Consider the following 21,389-nt stretch of genomic DNA (forward strand, 5'->3'; position numbering starts at 1 on the left):
GGCCAGCCGCTGGCAAAGGAAGATCATGACACATCCAAAAGAAACCGATAACAGCAGCCCTTACGGCATCGGCCGCACGGTAAAACGGGTCCTGGCCGGCGCCGGCGGCGGCCTGGCCCTGTTCGCCCTCGGCGCGCTGGTGCACCAGAGCGGCGCCTGGGACAAGCTGCGTACCTCGCTCGGCGGCGAGAATGTCGCCCCGGCGCTGACGCACGAGGCGCAGGAGAAGGCGGCGCGCGAAGCCATGCTGGCCGCACGCGCGGCCCGCAAGAAGGACAAGGAGGGCACGGTCCCGGCACCGCTCCAGCCGGTCGGCCATGACGGCTATTTCGTGCCGCCGTCGGAGTCCGAGATTCCGAAGGGGCCTGTGGGCGACGCCATCAAGCGCGGCCGCGACATCTTCGTCGATACCCCGCGTTTTGCCTCGCGCTACGTCGGCAACAGCATGGCCTGCGCCCAGTGCCACCTTGACGCCGGACGCCGCGAAAACTCGGCGCCGATGTGGGCCGCCTATGTGCAGTATCCGAAATTCCGCGCCAAGAACAACAAGATCAACACGCTCGAAGAGCGCATCAATGGCTGCTTCAACTACTCGATGAACGCCCAGGCCTCACCTGCCGGCAAGGCGCCTCCGCCCGGGGACGAGGTCTACAAGGAGCTGATGACCTACATGTACTGGCTGGCCGATGGCGCGCCGACCGGCGAGGAGATGCGTGGCGGCGGCTACATCAAGGTCAAGGAAACGGCGCGCGGTTACGACTACGCGCGCGGCGCCAAAGTGTACGAGCAGAACTGCGTGCTGTGCCACGGCGCTGACGGCCAGGGACGCAAGGAAGCCGACGGCAAGCTGCGTTTCCCGCCGCTGTGGGGACCGGAAGCCTACAACTGGGGCGCCGGCATGGCGCGGATCGATACCGCCGCCGGCTTCATCAAGGCCAACATGCCACTCAGCAAACCGTACAGCCTCTCGGACCAGGACGCCTGGGACGTGGCCGCCTATATCAACGGCCACGAGCGGCCGAAGGATCCGCGCCAGACCGGCGAGATCGAAGAGGCGCGCGCCAAGTTTCACAAGGACGAGAAAAGCTATTACGGCAAGGAAGTCAACGGCAAGCTGCTCGGCGTCGGTGTAGCACGCAGCAACCCGGCGGGAACCTGATCCATGGCCGCGCTGCCGTTCGACGATCTCGACCGTGAGTCGCTGCGGCGCGCAGGCCGCATGGTGGTCAGCATCGAAGGCATGTGGTGCGGCAGCTGCGCCATGGCCGTCGAACGTACCCTTGCCCGCACGCCCGGGGTGACCTGGGCCAGCACCAGCTTCGCCGGCGGTTCGGCACTGATCCGCTGGGATCCGCAGACGATCGACCTCGACGTCCTGTTCGCGCGGGTGCAAAAACTGGGCTACACGATCACACCGCTGCTCGAAGCGCAGGAAGTCGAGGCGCAGATCGATGCCCAGGCACGTGCGGTCTGGATGCGCCTGGCGGTGGCCGCATTCTTCGGCATGTGGAGCATGCTCGGTTCCTTCGCCCTGTACCTGGATGCGGATTTCGCCGCGTCCCCCGCCGCCTGGTGGGTGGCGCTGGCCACCTGCCTGGCCGCGCTGCCGGTGGTCACCTGGTCGGCGGCGGCATTCCACCGCGCAGGCTGGCGCACCCTGCGGGCGGGCGTGCCGGGCATGGACGCCCTGATTTCGCTTGGCGTTGTCGCCGCCAGCGCGCTGTCGGCCTGGGCCCTGGCGCGCGGCAGCGCGCATGTGTACGCCGATACCGCAACGATGCTGGTCACCTTCCTCCTGTGTGGACGCCTGGTCGAACTGTACGCGCGCCGCCATAACTCGGCCGCGGTCAATGCATTGCGCCAGGCGGTGCCCGAGACGGCGCGGCGCGTGGGGGCCGATGGTATTCCGGCCGATATCCCGGCATCCGAGGTGCAGAAGGGCGACCTGGTACTCGTCGACGCCGGCGAGCGTATCGCCGTCGACGGCGTAGTGACCGAGGGCGCCAGCGAGGTCGACTCCGCGGTAGTGAACGGCGAGTCGCTGCCGGTGCCGGTGGGGCCGGGATCGCAGGTCGTGGCTGGTGCAATCAACCTGTCGTGCCGGCTGACGGTCCGTGTCGAGCAGGCCTACGGACAGCGTTTCATCGACCGCATCGGCGTGCGCATGCTCGAACTGTTCGGCGCCCGCAGTGCAGCCGCTTCCCAGGCCGAGCGCTTTGCGCGCTGGCTGATCCCGGGTGCACTGGCACTTGCTGGCCTGAGTTTTTTGGGTAGCTGGCTCGCGCATGGCGACGCAGTCGAAGCAGCACTGCGTGCATTGTCCGTGCTGGTGGCGGCCTGCCCGTGCGCGGTGGGGCTTGCGTTGCCGCTGGCCTATTCGACTTCCGCCGCGAGCGCGGCGCGCAACGGCATCCTGTTTCGCGACCCGGCTTCGCTCGAAGCGCTCGCCAACGCGCGCGAGATCCTGTTCGACAAGACCGGCACGCTGACCGAGGGCCGCCTGGTACTGGCGGAGACGGTCACCGCACCTGGCGTCACCTGCGAGCAGGTTTTGTATTGGGCCGGGCAGGCCGAACACGGTATCGCGCACCCTGTGGCGCGCGCCGTCCTGGAGGCCGCGGCAAGCTTGCCGGATGCCGTGCCGGTCGCCGGCATCGCGCAACGTCATGCGCAAGGCAGCGACTGGCGCAGCACCGACGGCGTGTGCCGGGTATTGGTCGGTAACGCCCGTTTCCTCGAGACCCATGGCGTGCCGGTTCCAGCCGCGATTGGAACGCAAGGCAACACCCGGATCGACGTGGCCCGCAATGGCGCCTGGCTGGGGTCTTTGCTGTTATGCGACGCGATTCGCAAGGATGCCGCGGGCGCGATGTCCGTTCTTGCCGATGCTGGGATCGGGCTGCGCCTGGTGACGGGCGACGAGGCCGGTCCTGCAAGCAAGGTCGCTTTCGTGATCGGACTGTCGAAAGACAGGGTGCATGCAGGATGCAGCCCGGAACGCAAGGCGGAAATCGTCGAATCGGCCGGCCGGCCTGCGGTCTTCGTTGGCGACGGCGTCAACGATGCACTGGCGCTGGCAGGCGCCGATTGCGGCATATCGGTGCAAGGCGCCAGCACCGCCGCCGTGGCCACGGCGGGTGTCGTGATTGCAAGCGGCGGGCTCGATCAGGTCGTGGCGGCCTGGCGCCATGCGCGGCGTACTGTTCGTATCGTGCGCCAGAACCTGGTGTTTTCGATGGCCTATAACGTTCTCGTGCTCGCCCTCTCGTCCACGGGCATGGTACTGCCCGTCGCGGCGGCGTTCGCAATGCTGGGCAGCAGCCTGAGCGTGGTCCTCAATACGACGCGCCTGGAGCGGTTGCGCTAATCGCGCGGCCTGGTCCCGCAAGCCATTCCCGTCTGCGTCGATGCCTTGACTCATGGCCCGGGCGTGATCAGCACGTACGGGTAGGGAGATGCGGAAAATAGTGCCGTGTAGTCGGGTGCCAGAATCATCCGCGCTCCGTTGTTGGTATGCGCGCCTGCACTGTATTCAGGCGGCCGGGTCGATGAGGAATGATACTGTGCATCTGAACGCAGGCGGCGCATGATCGGTCTCATCCCCGCCGCCGGTTGCGCAAGGAGGCGCCAATCCGGGTTTTCAGGCTGGCATCAGCCGCAAGGAAGGGTAAGGCGCGCCCTCATGCCGCCTTGGCTTCCACGTTGCAATACCCAGGAACCTTCATAGCGCGCCGCGATGGCGCGCACAATCGACAAACCGAGTCCACTTCCCTGGCCGCCGCCCTTGCGCCAGAACCGTTGTCCGGCGCGGGCAATGTCGGCCTCGCTCAATCCTTCTCCCTCATCCTCGACCGTGAACCCGACCGACTGGCCCGCAGGCTGAATGCGGATCACGACCGGTGCGTCGGCAGTGCCATAGCGCAGGGCATTGTCGAGCAGATTGCGCAATGCGGTCATTGCAAGCGAGGCCGGGACCCCCAGTAAGCGGTCGGCGCCGCCTTCATCGATAACGTGGATGCGCTGGACGGAGGTGGCAGGGAGCTGATTAATGGCATGCTCGACAACGGTTCGCGCGTCCAGTTGCTGGTCCTCCTCGAATGATACCGAGCCCTCGACACGGGCCAGCATCAGCAACTGCTCGATCGTGCTCTGGAGACGACGCACTCCCTGCTCGGCATGGTCAAGTGCGACACCGGCTGCTGCGCCCGGCTCGCTCAGGCGCGCAACCTGGAGGTGCGTCTTGACTGCGGTGAGCGGCGTACGCAGTTCATGGGCGGCGTCGCCGGTGAATCGTCGTTCGCGCTCGATGGCGCGCTCGATCTTGGCGAGCAAGCCGTTGACGGTCGAGACCAGTGGCGAAAGTTCGCCGGGCAAACCCTCCACAGGCAAGGGCTGCAATGCGTCGGGAGCGCGCGCCGCCAGTGCACCGCGGATCCGCTCAAGCGGTTTGAGGCAGCGCCGTATCGCGAACCACAAGGCAGCCAGGGTAGCGACCATCGCGACCAGGAAAGGAACGAAGGTCGCAAACGCGATGTTGCGGAACAGATGTTCACGGCGTTCTACACGGTCGGCCGTCGTGATGCGCACGCCATTCTGTTCGATCGTATAGCTGCGCCATTCGACACCGTCGATGGAGCGCGTTTGAAAGCCGGGGGCGGCAATGCCCAGGCGGTGAGGGCTATTGCGTGTGCGTCCGACGATTCCCCCGCGCAGAAGCCTGATCTCGCAAGCGACACCATCGGTCCGCACCAGATAAGAGGGCGTTTCCCGGGTGGCCGAACGCGCCGTCAGCGCCGGCGAATCGGCGACCAGCGCGGACACCATGCGCGCAGAGGCGGCGAGCCTTTCATCGAGCGCGTCGCGGAACTCGGTGCGCAGGTCGACCAGGGTCCAGACAGAAGACAGCGTCCAGAACAGTGCGAAAGAAGCGCCAATCGCGACCAGGAGGCGTAATCGAAGCGTTTTCATTTGCCGGCCGGTCCCAGGCGATAACCGAGACCGCGTACTGTTTCGACAATCTGCTGTCCCAGCTTGCGGCGCAGGTGATGGATGTGCACGTTCAGGGCATTGCTCTCGACGCTTTCACCGAGGCCGTAGAGACTGTCTTTCACCTGTTCGGCGCTGAGGATGCGGCTGCCGCAGTTGAGCAGCGTTTGCAGCAGGGCGAGCTCCCTGCGTGACAACTCGACGGGCTCGCCATGCAGCCTGACTTCGGAGGTGGCGGGGTTGAACGATAGCGGTCCGTGTTCGATCAGGTCGATGCTGCGCCCGGCACTACGGCGTTGCAGTGCGTGCAACCGTGCCGTGAGCTCATCCAGGTCGAAGGGCTTGACGAGGTAGTCGTCAGCGCCGGCGCGCAGCCCTCCCACCTTGTCCGTGACGCTATCGCGCGCGGTCAGTACGAGCACCGGGCAGGCCCTGCCGCCGGCGCGCCAGCGCTTGAGCAAGGACACGCCATCCGCGTCCGGCAGCCCCAGGTCGAGGATGATGACGTCGAAGCGGCCCGCCTGGACTGCGGCGTCTGCCATCGAAGCATTCGGCACATGGTCCGCGTCGATCCCCGAAAGCCGCAGCCCGGCGACGATTCCGCTGGCGACCAGCTGGTCGTCTTCCACTACTAGCACGCGCATCAAACCACCCAGTTCCGCAAAAATCTCATCTTACCCGTTTGCGATTACTCCAAGGTTAACGCGGAGCCGTTGGTGCAAGAGCCGCGGCTATCCCTGGTAAGCAAATTAATTCATTCCCTTAACGCTGCGGTAATCGGCAGCCCCTACCATCCGTTTCACGCTCGAAACTCGTCTGTGCCAGGTGCCAGCCAGGCGCGGCAAGCACAGGCGAGGCCTGGAAACGCTCATGAAAGATGAACATGACAGAAGTAATGATCGGACCCCTGGTCTTGCCAGTGAGCCTGTTGGTGACGCTCGTAGCCGTGATCGCCGGGGCTGCAGTGGGAAATCGCATTGCCCGCTCCGATGGCGTGCAAGTGGAGCGCATTTTATTGTTTGTGATAGCCGTTGCCGTGCTGACGGCGCGCGCCGCGTTCGTCGGTGTCTACTGGGACCGTTACGCCAATGAGCCATGGCGGATCATTGACGTACGCGACGGAGGGTTTCGCCTGGCGCTTGGCGTTCTCGCCGCTGTCATTGCCGGCGGCTGGGTAGCCTGGCGCCAGGCTGACAAGCGCAAGGCAGTGATTGCAGGCGTCCTTTCCGGCACGCTGCTATGGGTAGCTGGTACAGCGATGGCTGATCTGTTTCCCGTTGACGGCGGCCTTCCCGAGTTAACGCTTAGCGATTTGGATGGAAGAGAAGTGCCGTTGAGCGCACTCGCCGGCAAGCCGGTGGTGCTGAATTTGTGGGCGACATGGTGCCCGCCATGCCGGCGTGAAATGCCGGTGCTGGAGCAAGCGCAGCGCACGGTGCCGGGCGTGACCTTCGTGTTCGTGAACCAGGGAGAAAGCGCCGAGACGATTCGCGCTTACCTCGATGCGCAATCCCTGACGCTCGAAAACTTGCTCCTCGACCCAGCAGGCAGCGTCGCCGCAGTCGCGCATGCCCCTGGCCTTCCGACTACGATGTTTTTCGATGCAGAAGGAAAGCTCGTCGATCGGCGCATGGGGGAATTGTCGCCGGCGACGCTCGCGCAACGACTCGAACTGCTGACCAGGCCAGCGGTGGTGCCGGCTGCAGGCGCGGGACCTCAAATCAAGGAAATTCAATGATCGCGGCTTTTTTCAAGCTGTTCCGGTGGCGCTTGATTGCGTCGGCTGCAGTGGCATCGCTGTTCATGACGATGCCTGCAGGGGCGGACGATTCGTTCTTGCCGCCGGAGCAGGCATTCAAGTTTTCTGCCCGGATGGACGGGAATGATGCCGAAGTACGCTACGACATCGCGCCCGGCTATTACATGTACCGCGAACGTTTCGCTTTCAAGGCACAGGGCGCCACGACCGGATCACCACGCATGCCGCAGGGCGCCGTTGTTTACGACAAGACCTTCGAGAAAAATGTCGAAACCTACCGCGGAACTGTAACGATTCGCGTACCGGTCACTGGCAGCGGCGCGTTCACGTTGCTGGCGACGTCGCAGGGTTGTTCGGACAAAGGACTGTGCTACTCCCCAATGACCTCGACGGCTGCGCTTGTCGGCGGCGACGCTGGGAACCCCACGCCATCGCCAAGCGTAATCGGGGCTGGCGACGATGCCGGCCGGATCGAGAAGGCATTACTCAGCCGCGACCTGGTGCTGATTCTGCCGATGTTCCTCTTACTCGGCCTGGGCCTTGCTTTCACGCCCTGCGTCCTGCCGATGCTGCCGATCCTGTCCTCCATTATCGTCGGCAACGGCGTCCAGATTTCCCGCATGCGCGGACTGGGCCTGTCTGCCTCGTATTCCCTGGGCATGGCACTGGTGTACACATTGATGGGCATTACCGCCGGCCTCGCCGGACAGGGACTCGCAGCAGCGCTTCAGAACGCCTGGGTGCTGGGAGGCTTCGCACTCCTGATGGCAGCACTCTCGCTATCGATGGTCGGCGTGTATGAGTTGCAGATGCCTGCTGGTATCCAGACGCGGCTGATGGGCAAATCGAACGAGCGCAGCGCCGGCACGCATGCGGGTGTCTTTGTCATGGGTGCGCTGTCGGCGCTGATCGTCGGCCCGTGCGTTGCCGCTCCACTGGCAGGGGCGCTGGTGTACATCAGCCAGACGCGCGATGCGCTGATCGGCGGGAGCGCACTGTTCGCAATGGCGGTCGGAATGAGCATTCCCCTGTTGCTGCTTGGCGCGTCCGCCGGGACCCTGCTGCCGCGTGCAGGCGTCTGGATGAACGACATCAAGAAGTTCTTCGGCGTCCTGATGCTCGGCACGGCCTTGTGGATTGCTTCCCCGGTCATTCCTCCCCGCTACCAGATGGTCGGCTGGGCCGTGCTCGGCCTGGGCTACGCGGTGTGGCTCCTGTCCAGATACCGCAACCCGCTCAATCTTGCCGTCGGTGTGCTCGCCGGCGCCCTAGGTGCAGTGCAGCTGGCGGGGCTGGCGGCCGGAGGCGCCGATCCCTTCGCCCCGTTCACCCAGGCTGCGGACGCGCATGGCGCCGCGACAGCATTCAAGCGCATAGGTAACGCCGCTGAACTCGACGCAGCCCTTGCAGCGGCCGGCGGCAAACCGGTCATGCTCGATTTCTATGCGGACTGGTGCGTTTCATGCAAGGAAATGGAGCGCTTCACTTTCTCCGACGCGCGTGTGCGCGCCCAGCTCGACACACTGGTTCTTTTGCAGGTGGACGTAACGGCCAACAGACCTGCCGACCAGGCCCTGCTGAAGCGCTTCGGACTGTTCGGCCCGCCGGGAATCGTGTTCTTTGGCGCTGCGGGAGTCGAGATCACGGGAACGCGCGTGATCGGCTACCAGGACGCCGATGCATTCCTGCATTCGCTTGCAGCTGTCGTCCAACCTGCTACCTGAATCATCCATATCGATCCATCCGGAGAAAGCATGAGTATTAAAAAAGGCAGCATCGTCCTCGCATTCGCGGCGGCAACCGTCATGTCGTCCGCTTTCGCGGCGCAGGCGATACCGAAAGTGCTCAACGGCGCGGTCAGTGCAGGTGTCAAGGTCATCAAGCAGTTCCCCGCCGCGTCGGGTTTGACTGGATGGGTTTTATCGCAGGGCGGGAAGTATTCGGTTGTCTACACCACCGCTGACAGCAAAATACTCATCGCGGGTGCACTGATCGATGAACGCGGCCAGAACCTTTCTCAGCTATACGAAGCGTCGCAGGTGCCGCAGCCGGACCTCTCCACTGCCTTCCGGCAGCTCGAAAAGACAAGCTATGTCGCCGAGGGCAGCACAGGCAATCCGAAGAGCGTCATCTATGCGTTCGTCGACGCGAACTGCCCTTATTGTCATTACCTGTGGCAGGCAGTCCAGCCGTATCAGGCTGCAGGCTTGCAGGTACGCTGGATACCAGTGGCAATGCTGGGGCCGACCAGTATGCCCAAGGCGGTTTCGATCCTCGCTGCCAGGAACAAACTGGCAGCCTTCCGCAGCATGGAAGAGAACCATGGCAAGCCCTGGACTGCGCCAGCGGGCATCAGCGCCACATCCCACCCAGCGCTAGTAACCGCTATCCAGAAGAACGGTGAGGTGATGGATGGGTTCGGCATCGGCGGAACTCCGGGCATCGTGTGGCGCGACAAACAGGGAAAGGTGCACGTCAAGAGCGGCATGCCCCGCCTTTCCGAGTTACCGGGAATTACGGGACTGCCTGGACAGCGCAATACGAATCCGGGCCTGGAGAAGTTCATGTAAGAGCCAGGACGCCACATGCTCGCCAGGCGGGACAGCGAGCAACCACCACATAATTCCACCCGCGACCTGATGCATATTTAACGCTTGAAGGCATACCTGCCGCGGGCGGGTCGGCGCTCGTCCGCCCGGAATGCGTCACGTTGCGGATATACGTCGGCGAATGCCACCCCTCTTCATTTTCTCGATAATTTCCTTAGAGAATCATTTGTTTCACTTCATAATTCTGATTCTTGGTCTGCCTTCATCAGGGTGACCTTCTATTACACTTATCGAGGCAAACATGAAGTTGCGAAACAAGATGGCCCTTTGCATGGCCGTCGTATTCATCCTATTTATGGTCGCGGTCGGAACGGCGATCTCCGGCATGCGCAGCGCTGCCGCACAGTTCGACAAGTTCATCGAGCAAGATCAGGCATTCCTAAGTGCAAACAACAATCTGTATGCGCAAGGCTTACAGATGGGCCAGGCACTGCGAAACATTATTCTCGATCCAGCGAACAAGCAGGGATATGAAAACCTGGCATCCGCGCGCAGCGCATTCGGCAAGGAACTGGGGAAGGCGCAATTGCTCGCACAAGCGGAAGCGGCCACAGGGGCAACGCTGTCGAAAATTCAGGCGTTACAGGAAAAACGCGCTGCGGTACAAGACACGATCATGAAACTCGCTACGCAGGATCAAACTGCGGCGATCGCTACCCTGACCGCGGAAGAAACGCCCCTCTGGCGCGAGGCCCGTGCTGACCTGCTCAAGCTCATCAAAGAAAAGAACGAGGCAGTTGCCGTCTCCAAAGATGCGTTAACCCAGCAGACGCGTAGCATGCTGACGCTCAGTCTCGTGCTGGCCGCGTGCGCCATCGTCATTGGTGCCGGTGTCGCGTGGTGGCTGACGCGCGATGTCACTCGGCAGCTTGGCGGCGAACCTGATTACGCTGCTGCAATTGCCTCTTCAATTGCAGACGGCGACCTGACGATCCGCATCGATGTGGACGACGAACGCAACAGCACCAGCCTGATGTTCGCAATGCGCAAGATGCAGCATAGCCTGGCCGCGCTCGTTTCCAAGGTCCGCGACGGTACGGACACGATCACGACAGCGTCCGGCGAGATCGCCGCCGGCAACCTGGACCTGTCGGCCCGCACCGAACAGCAGGCGAGTTCGCTCGAAGAGACGGCCGCCTCGATGGAAGAGTTGACCTCCACTGTCCAGCAGAACACGGAAAACGTGCGCCAGGCGAACGAGCTGGCAACGAAAGCATCGCAAGTCGCAGTCAAGGGCGGCGACGTCGTTGATCAGGTGGTCGGTACGATGGGTTCGATCAACGAATCGGCGAAACGCATCGTCGACATCATCGGTGTCATCGATGGCATCGCATTCCAGACAAACATTCTGGCATTGAACGCCGCGGTCGAGGCCGCTCGTGCAGGCGAGCAAGGTCGCGGATTCGCCGTCGTAGCGTCCGAAGTGCGCAATCTGGCGCAGCGCAGTGCTGCCGCTGCGAAGGAGATCAAGGAGCTGATCGGTGATTCGGTGGGCAAAGTAGACCTCGGGAGCAAGCTGGTCACCGCTGCGGGCGAGACGATGAACGAGGTCGTCGCAAGCGTCAAGCGGGTTACCGACATCATGAGCGAGATCACCATCGCCGGCCAGGAGCAGAGTGCCGGCATTGCCCAGGTCAACCAGGCAATCGCCCAGATGGACCAGGTGACGCAGCAGAATGCGGCGCTTGTGGAAGAGGCAGCAGCAGCTGCAGATTCAATGCAGGTGCAAGCGCAGGGATTGCTGGCCGTGGTCAGCACGTTCAAGCTGGCGGCCGACAGTGCAAATGGCGCCATGCTGGGTGACGGTCGCGTTCAATCCCGGCTGACACCGCCCGTGCGACCGGTCCTGGCGCACTGAGCATGTCCCTTGGTGTTGGTATGTCGATTTCCGACAGTTTGAGATCCCAACAAAGCCACCATCAGCCTGCGTGAAACAACAAAAACCCGCGCCTCTGATGAGGACCGCGGGTTCTGATATTTCTTGATACGTCATGCGAGTGTTTGGTGGTGCCGGGAACCGGAATCGAACCGGTACGCCTCGCGGCGCGGGATTTTGAGTCCCGTGCGTCTACCTATTCCGCCATCCCGGCAACGCGCTCCGCATTATCGCTGATTTGGATTGCAGCGGCAACAGTTTCCCGGCGTGAAAGGTCGGCGGGGTCCTTCGCGGGCACCGTTCCGGCCAGCGCGGCCTGCAAGGCGCGCAGGATCGGGATCGGGCCGGTGACCTCGAGGGCGTGTGGGCGGATGCGGATGCTGACCGCCTGGGCGTGCCAGGCGCTGGCACTGGTCTTGATGTAGCGGATGCGGTCTGGTGTGGCGCTGGCCTCGGTGAATCCCATCTCGCCCAGCGTGCTGTCCAGTGTGGCACGCATGTGGCAGGCGTCGAAGCGGGTATTGACGTCGAGCCGGCCGGGGGCGCCCGTGCACAGCGGCAGGGCCAGGCCGGCCAGCACCGGGAGCACGATGACGGCCAGCGGCGCTTGCGGGAAGGCGGCGCACAGCGCCAGCACCAGCAGCGGCATGCCGATCGCCAGCGTCAGGCCGTAGGCGGTGAGCGGGGTCAGGCGGCGCAGGTCGGGGCGGCGGGGTGCCTGTACGATTTCCGAGAACAATACGCTTTTCATGTTGTCTCCTCCTAAGGGGCGGATCGGGATCGGCAGGGCACTCTTGCCATTGTCGGTCCCGCTTGCGCCCTGGAGTTGACGTGACACAAATAAGCTGACCGGGACGCTTGCCCATGCCGGGCGCGTTTTCGTGCGGCTGTACGTCGACATGACCGAACCATTGCTACTTGCCGATGGAGGCACCATGAAACGATTCTTGATCGTGCCGGGAGCCGCACTTTCCGCCCTGGTTTTCGCCGTCCTCGCGGGCGCCGCGCCGGCGCAGGCGCAGGTGATCGAACGCAGTACCGAGGTGGCCACCGTGGCCGACGGCGCGGGCGGCTTCAATGCCTTCTTCGGCGACACTTTCACCGGTGCGCAAAGCGGCAGCAGCTTTGCCGACCTGTTCACGTTTGCTGTCGCCGGTACGCCCTTCGATGCGGCCGCCTCGCTGACCTCGTCCTTCCTCGATTCGCCGGGCTCGAAAGACCTCCGGATCACCGGCCTTTCCCTGTACCGCTACGACCCGCAGACCCTCGCCATCATCGGCAATGCGCTGGCGGGCATCGACCTGACCGGGTTCGGCGACAATCCGGTCGATTCGTGGGCCGTGACGGGGCTGAACCTGGTGAGCGGATCGTATGCGCTGCGGGTGGACGGGCAGGTGCTGGGGGCGGCCGGCGGCAGCTTCGGGGCCGACCTGACGGTGTCTCCCGTGCCGGATGCGCCGGCCTGTGCGCTGCTGCTGGCGGGCCTGCTGGGCGGCGCGCTGGCCTGGCGCCGCGGGGTGCCGCTGGCGGTGCCGCAAAAGAAAAGCCGCCCTCGCGGGCGGCTTCATGGGGAGGTCGCTAAATAAGACTCAGGGCGCGCGCCGGTACAGGCGGAAGCGCTCGTTGCGGTCGGAGGCGCGCCGGCCTTCCCACAGCAGCGTGGCGCCGCGCGCCGACCACTCGCGGAACAGCGCGCGGTCGTCGCGCGTCTTGACGTTGTCCTGCAGCAGGACGTAGTCGCACTGTCCGCCTTCGACGCCGACAAACGGCAGGCGCCCGTAATAGGCGAACGAGGCGCGCTGGGCGGCGCCGACATTGGTGTCGATGCAGTTGGCGTCGTGCGGCAGCTTGGCCGCGATCGCCTGCGCCACGCCGGCGTAGCTCTTGCTGTAGTTCAGGTCCGGCAGGAACAGGGTCATGAGCAAGACCCACAGCAGGATCAAGCCGCTCGAGGAAAGCACCACGGCGCGCCACAGCACCGTGCGCTGGCGCGACACGCGCCAACGTACCAGCCAGATCCAGCCGACCGAGACGGCGGCGGCCACCAGGAAGGCGACGATCCCGAATTCGGGCGTAAAGCCTGGCACCAGTTTCAGGGCGTTGTGCGACAGCTTGGCCGGCCAGCCGGTCAGCTTGGCGATCCAGAACAGCCAGACCAGGGCGCCCAGCGTCGTCAAGGCCATTACCGAGAACCAGTCGATGGCATTGATCGCGCCGCGCTTCATGGTCGGCAGGCCGAAGGCGGCCATCAGGGCCAGCGGCGGCAGGAGTTTGAGCAGGTCGCCGTTTTCGGGCGTCGGGTCGCACAGGAACAGGGCGGTGAGCGCGCCCAGGAAGGTCAGCGGCAGCACGATGTGCAGCATGTCTTCCTGGCGCCGCCAGGCCCAGATCGCCCAGCCGGCAAACGGCCAGGCCGGCCAGAAGAACCAGACGCCGACGCGGAAGAAGGCCTTGATCGAGACCCAGCTCGGCAGGGCCAGCTGTTCGACGTTGGTGCCGAACCAGCTTGCGATCGGCGACTGGCCGTAGGGCTGCACCAGGCTGGCCGGCAGGACCCACACCAGGGTCAGGGCGACGCCGGCGGCGGCGGCAAGCGCCATGTGGCGCAGCGCCAGGCCGGACGGGATGTGGAACAGGCGCGTCGACAAGAGCAGCGCCAGCAGCAGGGCGATGGAGGACAGCGGGCCGCGCGTGAGCGTCAGGGCGCCCAGCGACAGGCCGACCAGGGCGGCATTGCGCAGGCTGGCGCTCTCGATGTAGCGCACCGCGCGGTAGAGGAAATAGGCGACCAGCGAGCCTTGCAGGGTGACGGCCAGGGTTTCATGGCTGTAGAGCAGCAGGCCCAGCGAGCCGAGGTAGATCAGCACCGTGGTATCGGCCAGGGTACGGCCATAGGCGTCCGGTTCCGGCTGACCGCCGAAGGCCAGGCGCAGCGGCTGTGCCTCGGGGCGGCGGCCCAGGTGGAAGGCGGTGTACCAGAGCGACATGCCGCCCATCACGAAGATGCCGAGGTTCGACACGCGCGCGGCCAGCACGTCGCCCAGCAGCCAGCCGAAGAGCTTGATGCAGACGGCGCCCAGCCAGAACACGAGCGGCCCGTCTTCGAGTGCCGGCAGGCCGGCGATGTTCGGATACAGCCAGTCGTTCAGGCCACCCCTCGCCATGGTCCACATGATGCCGAAGCTGCCGGCGTCGTCCTTCCACGGATCGCGGCCGATCAGGCCCGGCAGGATATACAGCAGGCCGAGCGCGAACAAGGCCCAGCGCGGCAAGGCCAGCGTGGCGGCGGCGGGGAGGCGGACTGGTTTCATCGATAAGTCTGATGTTGGGAATTAATGTCGCGCTAGTATAGCGGCGAAAAAAAAGAAGCCGGAATTAGGTTCCTAATTCGCGGCTTCTTTCTTGAGGCCCGTGGGGGCTCGGTGAAGCCCGCGTGGGGCTTCGTGGGAATTAACCCTGGTCGTTCGCGACGGCGGTCTTCGAACCGACAGCGCCGAATTTCTGGCGGAACTTCTCGACGCGGCCAGCGGTGTCGACGATCTTGTGCTTGCCGGTGAAGAATGGGTGCGATTCAGCCGACACCTCGATCTTGATCAGTGGGTAGTCTTTACCTTCGAAGTTGATCGTTTCGCGGGTATTGATGGTCGAGCGGGTGATGAATTTGAAGTCGCACGACATGTCCTGGAAGACGACGTCACGGTATTCTGGATGGATTTCTTTTTTCATGGTTCTGCCTTGGTAGGTTTGGTAGCCAAACAGCACTTCGTCGGTCGTCCTGCTTCCTGACCCGATTGCCGATCACTTGCCGGGGGTGAGTACTACTGAACCGACGATTATAAATCGCCCTGCGCCCCCAGGCAAGCTTTTGGCGGCGTGCATGTTCAACTGGCAAATAAAAAAAGGCAGCCGAGGCTGCCTTTCTGGATGCTTCAACGGGGTTTAACCGCCGCGGCGCATCATGTCGAAGAATTCGATATTCGTCTTCGTCGCGCGCATCTTGTCGAGGATGAACTCCATCGCTTCGATCTCGTCCATCGAGTACAGCAACTTGCGCAGGATCCAGATTTTCTGCAGCTGGTCTGGCTTGATGAGCAACTCTTCGCGGCGCGTACCCGATTTGTTCAGGTTGATCGCCGGGTAGACGCGCTTCTCGGCGAGGCGGCGTTCGAGGTGCACTTCCATGTTGCCGGTGCCCTTGAATTCTTCGTAGATGACGTCATCCATGCGCGAACCGGTTTCGATCAGGGCGGTGGCGATGATGGTCAGCGAGCCGCCTTCTTCGATGTTACGGGCGGCGCCGAAGAAACGCTTCGGACGCTGCAGCGCGTTGGCGTCGACACCACCGGTCAGGACCTTGCCCGAGGCAGGGATGACGGTGTTGTAGGCGCGCGCCAGGCGGGTGATCGAGTCGAGCAGGATCACGACGTCCTTCTTCATTTCGACCAGGCGCTTGGCCTTTTCCAGCACCATCTCGGCAACCTGCACGTGACGCGTGGCCGGTTCGTCGAAGGTCGAGGCGACGACTTCGCCGCGCACCGAGCGCTGCATCTCCGTCACTTCTTCAGGACGCTCGTCGATCAGGAGCACGATCAGGGTGCAGTCGGGGTGGTTGGCGGTGATCGCGTGGGCGATGTGCTGCAGCATGACCGACTTGCCGGATTTTGGCGAAGCGACCAGCAGGCCGCGCTGGCCCTTGCCGATCGGCGAGATCAGGTCGACGATGCGGCCGGTGATGTTCTCGGCGCCGTTCATGTCGCGCTCGAGGCGCAGCGGCTCGTTCGGGTGCAGCGGCGTCAGGTTTTCAAACAGGATGCGGTGCTTCGAGGCTTCCGGCGATTCGCCGTTGACCTTGTCCACTTTTACCAGGGCAAAGTAACGCTCGCCATCTTTTGGCGTACGCACTTCGCCTTCGATCGAGTCACCCGTATGCAGGTTGAAGCGGCGAATCTGCGACGGCGAAATATAGATGTCGTCGGTCGATGCCATGTAGCTCGCATCGGGGGAGCGCAGGAAGCCGAAGCCGTCCGGCAGGACTTCGAGGGCGCCGTCGCCGAAGATCTGCTCGCCGGATTTGGCGCGCTTCTTCAGGATCGCGAACATCAGTTCCTGCTTGCGCAGGCGCGCTGCGTTGTCGATGTCGAGGCCGATGGCCATCTCCAGCAGCGCGGAGACGTGCATTGCCTTCAGTTCAGATAAGTGCATGTTGTGTGGGTGTCCCGTGACGGGAAGTAAAGGTAGGGGAGGGAACTGCGTGGCTTAGTTAATCGAGTCGGGAAGCGGTCGGAGCCGACCGCTTCCCTTCCGGACAATGGCGGCAGCGCGGGCGCGCTGCCGCCGCTATGCGATTCTTTTTAGATATTGCTGTCGATGAAAGCAGTCAGCTGGCCCTTGGCCAATGCGCCGACTTTTTGCGCGGCTACCGCGCCGTCCTTGAACAGGATCAGGGTCGGGATGCCACGGATGCCGAACTGGGCTGGAACAGCCTGGTTGGCGTCGACGTCCATCTTCGCGATCGTGATCTTGCCGTCGTATTCTTTAGCGACTTCTTCGAGGATCGGGGCGATCATCTTGCACGGACCGCACCACTCGGCCCAGAAATCGACCAGTACCGGACGCTCGGACTTGAGCACGTCGGTTTCGAAAGAAGCATCGCTGATGTGTTTAATGTTTTCGCTCATGTTTTCCTCAAAGAGAGGTAAGGATCAATGTACGCCTGGAGCCTGTGGGGCTCGTCCGGCTTCCGATTACTAATACGGCGGGCTGCAGCACAATGGTGGAGGCAATGTGCGCGAACTCAATATTAGAAGGGCGTCAAGAGGACGTCAGGCGGGGGATTTAGGCCGAATAATACCTTATTTTCCCAAAAAGTGTTCGGGCGTTTGTACAAAATCCTAACGACTGACAGCTGAGCACAACTGGTCCAGTGCAATAGGCTTGCGGAATATACCCGCCACGCGTAATCCGAGCGCGCGCGCCAGTTCGCCGGCCGCGTCGCGCACCTCGGGATCCATGCCCGACAGCAGGATCACGCCGCCGCGAAAACCCTGTTCGGCAGCGGCCTGCAGAAATTCGATGCCATCCATGTCGGGCAGGACCAGATCGCAGATCAGGACATCCGGACCCTGTTCGGCCAGGGTCGACAAGGCGTGGCGCGTGGTCGCTTCGGTATAGACTTCGCGCACGCCGATGGTGTGCAGCATGTCTTTCACCATCTCGAGCATGAAACGGTCGTCGTCGAGCACCAGCACACGCGGCGGCTGGCCTGCGCCTGACGGAGCGAGGTTATTCATACAGTTGGTTCCGGCGAAATGTTAACTGGCAGCGATTATGTGCGAGAACGGGCCAGCGTGGCACACGCCGTTCAAAATATTTCGCGGTTCAGGTTACGCTGCCGGTGAACTGAATCAAATGGCCCGGGTGCCACATCGTGACGACCGAGGCCACGCGGCCCTGCGAGGTGGTCCTGCGCTTGAGCACGAGGCAGGGCGTGCGGCCGTCGATGGCGAGCAGCTCCGTCACTTCGCGCGGCGCGCCCAGGGCTTCCAGGCTATAGGTCGCCCCCTGCAGCGGAGCGACCGCCATCAGGTGTTCGTTCGGCGTGATGCTGGCGAAATCCTGCGCCAGGTAGGCCGGGGCGCAGGCGGGGTTGACCCAGCGGTCCTCGAGCTGGATCGGAACCTCGTTCTCGAAGTGCACGATCAGCGAATGGAACAGCGGGGCGCCCGCCTCGAGCCCGAATTGCAGCGCCAGCGCTTCACTCGCCGGCGCTTCTTCCAGCAGGTGCAGGCGGCTGGCGTGGCGGTGCCCGCGTGCGCGCACCTCGTCGGCGATGTTGCGGATCTCGACCAGGGTCGCCTGGTATTTGCGCGGGGCGACATAGGTGCCCGAACCCTGGCGCCGCGTGAGGATCTGTTCGGCCGTCAGTTCGCGCACGGCGCGGTTGACGGTCATGCGCGAAACGCCGAACTGGCGCACCAGCGCCTGCTCGGACGGCACCAGCTCGCCTTCCTTCCAGCGCCCGGTGGCGATTTCGCCGACCAGGTAGTCCTTGATCTGCTGGAAGATGGGGGTGCTCGCTTGCGCGCTGGGTTCGTCCAAACTGCTCTCCGGAAGGCGATAATCGATGGCCGATTCTAGCATCGCGAATTCGAAAGCAAGACGCGAGATGCGGGACAAACCCAAGCCTGCCAGGATGACGCTGTCCACCACCACCGGAAATGCACCATGAAGACCGAGACCATCGCTCAATCTTGCTCCAGCGCTTATGCCAGCATTGCTGCGCGCTGGGCCGCCGTACAAAGCCGCGACCGCGGCGCCGACGGCGTCTTCTATTACTCGGTGCGCACGACCGGCGTCTACTGCCGGCCCTCGTGCGCCGCGCGTCCCGCGCTGCGCGCGAACGTCGCCTTTCACGCCAGCTGCGCGGACGCTGAGCGCGCCGGTTTTCGCGCCTGCCTTCGCTGCAAGCCCGACCAGCCGCCCCTGGCCGAGCGCCAGGCCCAAGCCGTGGCCGAGGCCTGCCGCCTGATCGACGCACTGGACGAGGCGCCCGACTTCGATGCGATCGCGCAGGCGGTCGGCATGAGCCGCTTCCACTTCCAGCGCGTGTTCAAGCTGCACGCCGGCGTGACGCCGAAAGCATATGCCGCGGCGCGCCGGGCTGCGCGGGTGCGCGAAACCCTTGGCCAGGGCGGCAGCGTCACCGAGGCGCTGTACGCGGCGGGGTTCAATTCGAGCTCGCGTTTTTATGCAGGCAGCGAGGCAATGCTGGGCATGGCGCCGGCCAGTTTTAAAAAGGGCGGCGCGGGCGAAGAAATCCGTTTCGCCGTGGGCGCCTGTTCGCTCGGTGCGATCCTGGTCGCCGCCACCGGGCGCGGCATCTGCGCGGTGCTGATGGGCGACGATCCGGAACTGCTGGTGCGCGACCTGCAGGACCGCTTCCCGCAGGCCCGGCTGATCGGCGCCGACGCCGGCTTCGAGCGCACCGTGGCGCAGGTGGTGGGCCTGGTCGAAGCGCCGCGCATCGGCCTGGACCTGCCGCTCGACGTGCGCGGTACCGCCTTCCAGCAGCGGGTGTGGGCGGCCTTGCGTGCGATTCCGGCGGGCGAGACGGTCAGTTATACCGAGCTGGCCCAGCGCATCGGTTCGCCGGCCGCGGTGCGCGCGGTGGCGGGGGCCTGTGCGGCCAATCCGGTGGCGGTGGCCATTCCCTGCCACCGGGTGGTGCGCAACGATGGCGGCTTGTCGGGCTACCGCTGGGGCATCGAGCGCAAGGCGCAGTTGATCGCCCGCGAGAAGGCATGACGAAAAAAGGCGGGGAACAGGGGGCCGACAGTGCCCTAAGGCGCAGGGACTTCGCTACACTCATGTTTTGCTTCCAATAAACGGAGAGTCCATGCAGTCCAGCCTCAAGCAGTGTTCCGCCTTCGTCCTTGCCGCCCTGGCCGCCATGGGTGCGCAAGCCGATACCATGGTCGTCAACGCCAACGGCTATACGCTGAACGCCAAGGGGGAGCTGGTGCAGTTCGCCGCGCTCGCTTTCAATGACGCGGGCAAGATCGTCGCCGTCGGCAGTGCCGCCGAGGTAGCGGCCAAGGCGCCGGGCGCGCGCCGGGTCGACCTGCAAGGCAAAACCGTCCTGCCGGGCCTGATCGACGCCCACGGCCACGTGTTCGGCCTGGGCCAGATGCTGACCCAGCTCGACCTCTCGCAAACCAGCTCGCTCGACGGCGCCTTGAAAGCGATCGGCGACTACGCCCGCGCCAACCCGGGCCAAGGCTGGCTGCGCGGACGCGGCTGGAACCAGGAAAACTGGAAGCTGGGGCGCTTTCCGACCGCGCTCGATGTCGACGCCGTGGTGAGCGACCGCCCGGTCTGGTTCGAGCGCGTCGACGGCCACGCCGGCTGGGCCAACAGCCGCGCGCTGGCGGCGGCCGGCATCACCGACAAGACCCCGGACCCCGCCGGCGGCAAGATCATGCGCGACGCGAACGGCAAGGCGACCGGGGTGCTGGTCGACGCCGCGCAGGATTTGATCGCCAAAGTCCTGCCGCCGCAAACCGAAGCGGAAGGGCGCGTCGCCCTCGACCGCGCCCTGGGGGCGATGGCGAAGGTCGGCATCACCAGCACCCACGACGCGGGCCTGGGCGTGGCGGAAGACCGCCTGTACCGTGCCTACGCCGACCAGGGCAAGCTGACCGCGCGCATCTACGGCATGATCGGCGGCACCGAAGCCGACTTCGACGCGCTGGCCAAGAACGGTCCCTTGAAAACCTATGGCAAGGACATGTATGCGCTGCGCGCCGTCAAGCTGTATTCGGACGGCGCCCTGGGCAGCCGCGGCGCGGCCCTCATCAAGCCCTACAGCGACGAGCCGCATTCGCATGGCCTGCTGTTCTTCAAGCAGGGCGAGATGGACGCGAAGATGAAGAAGGCGATGGCGCGCGGCTACCAGGTTAACGTGCATGCGATTGGCGACGCCGGCAACCACCAGATCCTGGATATCTACAAGAAGGAACTGGCGGCGACGAAGAGCGCGGCCCAGCGCCACCGCATCGAGCACGCCCAGGTGGTCACGCCCGCCGACATCGTGCGTTTTAAATCGCTCGGCATCATTCCGTCGATGCAGCCGACCCACGCCACCTCGGATAAAAACATGGCCGAGAGCCGCGTCGGCCCCGAGCGCATCAAGGGCGCCTACGCCTGGCGCAGCTTCCTGCACCAGGGTTCGCGCATCGCCTGCGGTTCGGACTTCCCGGTCGAGTCGCCGAACCCCTTCTTCGGCATCCACGCGGCCGTCACGCGCCAGGACGCGGCGGGCCAACCGATCGCCGGCTGGTATCCGGACCAGGCCATGTCGCTGAAGGAAGCCTTCCGCTGCTTCACGCTGGACGCCGCCTATGCGGGCCACGCCGAAAACAGCCTGGGTTCGCTGGAGCCGGGCAAGTGGGCCGACTTCATCGTCATCGACCAGGACTTGTTCACCATGCCGACCTACGACATCCACAAGACGGGCGTGCTGCAGACCTGGGTGGCGGGCAAGGCGGTGTATCAGAAGCAGTAACAAAGACGGTAAACGCTGACAATTTGGATTGACGCTGTTGTATAGACAACCTAGACTCTGTGAATTCCGTGCGCGGATGCCCGCGCACTTTTCCGT

18 protein-coding genes and 1 tRNA gene are annotated in these 21,389 nt (G+C 64.1%); 9 read left to right on the plus strand and 10 right to left on the minus strand.

The genetic code is table 11. From position 1 onward, the window contains the following. Window positions 1-25 precede the first annotated feature (25 nt). Together NMB41_RS02575 and NMB41_RS02580 are read left to right on the plus strand one after the other, a co-directional pair. Window positions 26-1,159, plus strand: a complete 1,134-nt coding sequence (locus tag NMB41_RS02575; RefSeq protein ID WP_494380923.1) for a c-type cytochrome — start codon at window positions 26-28, stop codon at window positions 1,157-1,159. A 3-nt stretch (window positions 1,160-1,162) separates the two neighbouring features. Further along, window positions 1,163-3,367: a heavy metal translocating P-type ATPase gene (locus tag NMB41_RS02580; RefSeq protein ID WP_494380924.1), complete on the plus strand. Its 2,205-nt coding sequence runs from the start codon at window positions 1,163-1,165 to the stop codon at window positions 3,365-3,367. Window positions 3,368-3,651: 284 nt separating this feature from the next. Here the strand turns inward: NMB41_RS02580 and NMB41_RS02585 are convergent, their stop codons facing one another. Both NMB41_RS02585 and NMB41_RS02590 read right to left on the minus strand, forming a co-directional pair. Beyond that, complete coding sequence (locus NMB41_RS02585) at window positions 3,652-4,968, minus strand: ATP-binding protein (RefSeq protein ID WP_494380925.1); 1,317 nt, start codon at window positions 4,966-4,968, stop codon at window positions 3,652-3,654. Beyond that, a complete protein-coding gene (locus NMB41_RS02590; RefSeq protein WP_494380926.1) occupies window positions 4,965-5,630 on the minus strand; it encodes a response regulator in 666 nt (221 codons plus the stop codon). The genes NMB41_RS02585 and NMB41_RS02590 overlap by 4 nt, the downstream gene beginning before the upstream one ends. Window positions 5,631-5,863: 233 nt before the next feature. Between NMB41_RS02590 and NMB41_RS02595 the strand changes: the two genes are divergently transcribed. The 4 genes from NMB41_RS02595 to NMB41_RS02610 all read left to right on the plus strand — a co-directional run bounded on the left by NMB41_RS02595 (window position 5,864) and on the right by NMB41_RS02610 (window position 11,212). After that, complete coding sequence (locus NMB41_RS02595) at window positions 5,864-6,724, plus strand: prolipoprotein diacylglyceryl transferase family protein (RefSeq protein ID WP_494380927.1); 861 nt, start codon at window positions 5,864-5,866, stop codon at window positions 6,722-6,724. Then, window positions 6,721-8,469: a protein-disulfide reductase DsbD gene (gene dsbD, locus NMB41_RS02600; protein ID WP_494380928.1), complete on the plus strand. Its 1,749-nt coding sequence runs from the start codon at window positions 6,721-6,723 to the stop codon at window positions 8,467-8,469. Before NMB41_RS02595 ends, dsbD begins: the two co-directional genes overlap by 4 nt. Before the next feature lie 30 nt (window positions 8,470-8,499). After that, entirely contained in the window at window positions 8,500-9,315 is an 816-nt protein-coding gene (gene dsbG / locus NMB41_RS02605; protein ID WP_494380929.1) for a thiol:disulfide interchange protein DsbG, read from the plus strand. 280 nt (window positions 9,316-9,595) lie between these two features. Further along, window positions 9,596-11,212 (plus strand): methyl-accepting chemotaxis protein, encoded by a 1,617-nt coding sequence (locus NMB41_RS02610; protein WP_494380930.1) that lies wholly within the window; start codon window positions 9,596-9,598, stop codon window positions 11,210-11,212. A gap of 147 nt (window positions 11,213-11,359) precedes the next feature. Here the strand turns inward: NMB41_RS02610 and NMB41_RS02615 are convergent. Then, a tRNA-Leu gene (locus tag NMB41_RS02615) sits at window positions 11,360-11,444 on the minus strand. After that, entirely contained in the window at window positions 11,427-11,981 is a 555-nt protein-coding gene (locus NMB41_RS02620; protein WP_494380931.1) for a hypothetical protein, read from the minus strand. Before NMB41_RS02620 ends, NMB41_RS02615 begins: the two co-directional genes overlap by 18 nt. 184 nt (window positions 11,982-12,165) lie before the next feature. Between NMB41_RS02620 and NMB41_RS02625 the strand changes: the two genes are divergently transcribed. After that, window positions 12,166-12,816 carry an FxDxF family PEP-CTERM protein gene (locus tag NMB41_RS02625; protein ID WP_494380932.1) on the plus strand — a complete coding sequence of 217 codons (651 nt, stop codon included), beginning with the start codon at window positions 12,166-12,168 and terminating at the stop codon, window positions 12,814-12,816. 3 nt (window positions 12,817-12,819) lie between these two features. Here the strand turns inward: NMB41_RS02625 and NMB41_RS02630 are convergent, their stop codons facing one another. The 6 genes from NMB41_RS02630 to hutC all read right to left on the minus strand — a co-directional run bounded on the left by NMB41_RS02630 (window position 12,820) and on the right by hutC (window position 18,370). Further along, complete coding sequence (locus tag NMB41_RS02630) at window positions 12,820-14,541, minus strand: ArnT family glycosyltransferase (RefSeq protein ID WP_494380933.1); 1,722 nt, start codon at window positions 14,539-14,541, stop codon at window positions 12,820-12,822. A gap of 139 nt (window positions 14,542-14,680) precedes the next feature. Next, a complete protein-coding gene (locus NMB41_RS02635; protein WP_494380934.1) occupies window positions 14,681-14,956 on the minus strand; it encodes a type B 50S ribosomal protein L31 in 276 nt (91 codons plus the stop codon). 213 nt (window positions 14,957-15,169) lie between these two features. Continuing rightward, complete coding sequence (gene rho / locus NMB41_RS02640; protein WP_494380935.1) at window positions 15,170-16,432, minus strand: transcription termination factor Rho; 1,263 nt, start codon at window positions 16,430-16,432, stop codon at window positions 15,170-15,172. Between the two features lie 149 nt (window positions 16,433-16,581). Continuing rightward, window positions 16,582-16,908 carry a thioredoxin TrxA gene (gene trxA / locus NMB41_RS02645; protein WP_379720274.1) on the minus strand — a complete coding sequence of 109 codons (327 nt, stop codon included), beginning with the start codon at window positions 16,906-16,908 and terminating at the stop codon, window positions 16,582-16,584. A 213-nt stretch (window positions 16,909-17,121) separates the two neighbouring features. After that, window positions 17,122-17,520 (minus strand): response regulator, encoded by a 399-nt coding sequence (locus tag NMB41_RS02650; protein ID WP_494380936.1) that lies wholly within the window; start codon window positions 17,518-17,520, stop codon window positions 17,122-17,124. A gap of 88 nt (window positions 17,521-17,608) precedes the next feature. Then, entirely contained in the window at window positions 17,609-18,370 is a 762-nt protein-coding gene (hutC, locus tag NMB41_RS02655; RefSeq protein WP_494382927.1) for a histidine utilization transcriptional repressor HutC, read from the minus strand. Between the two features lie 84 nt (window positions 18,371-18,454). Between hutC and ada the strand changes: the two genes are divergently transcribed. After that, a complete protein-coding gene (gene ada / locus NMB41_RS02660; RefSeq protein WP_494380937.1) occupies window positions 18,455-19,534 on the plus strand; it encodes a bifunctional DNA-binding transcriptional regulator/O6-methylguanine-DNA methyltransferase Ada in 1,080 nt (359 codons plus the stop codon). A 91-nt stretch (window positions 19,535-19,625) separates the two neighbouring features. Continuing rightward, on the plus strand, window positions 19,626-21,293 hold the full coding sequence (locus NMB41_RS02665) for an amidohydrolase (protein ID WP_494380938.1): 1,668 nt from the start codon (window positions 19,626-19,628) through the stop codon (window positions 21,291-21,293). The last annotated feature ends 96 nt before the right edge of the window (window positions 21,294-21,389 follow it).

It is taken from the genome of Massilia sp. FBCC-B171 (assembly GCF_059134155.1).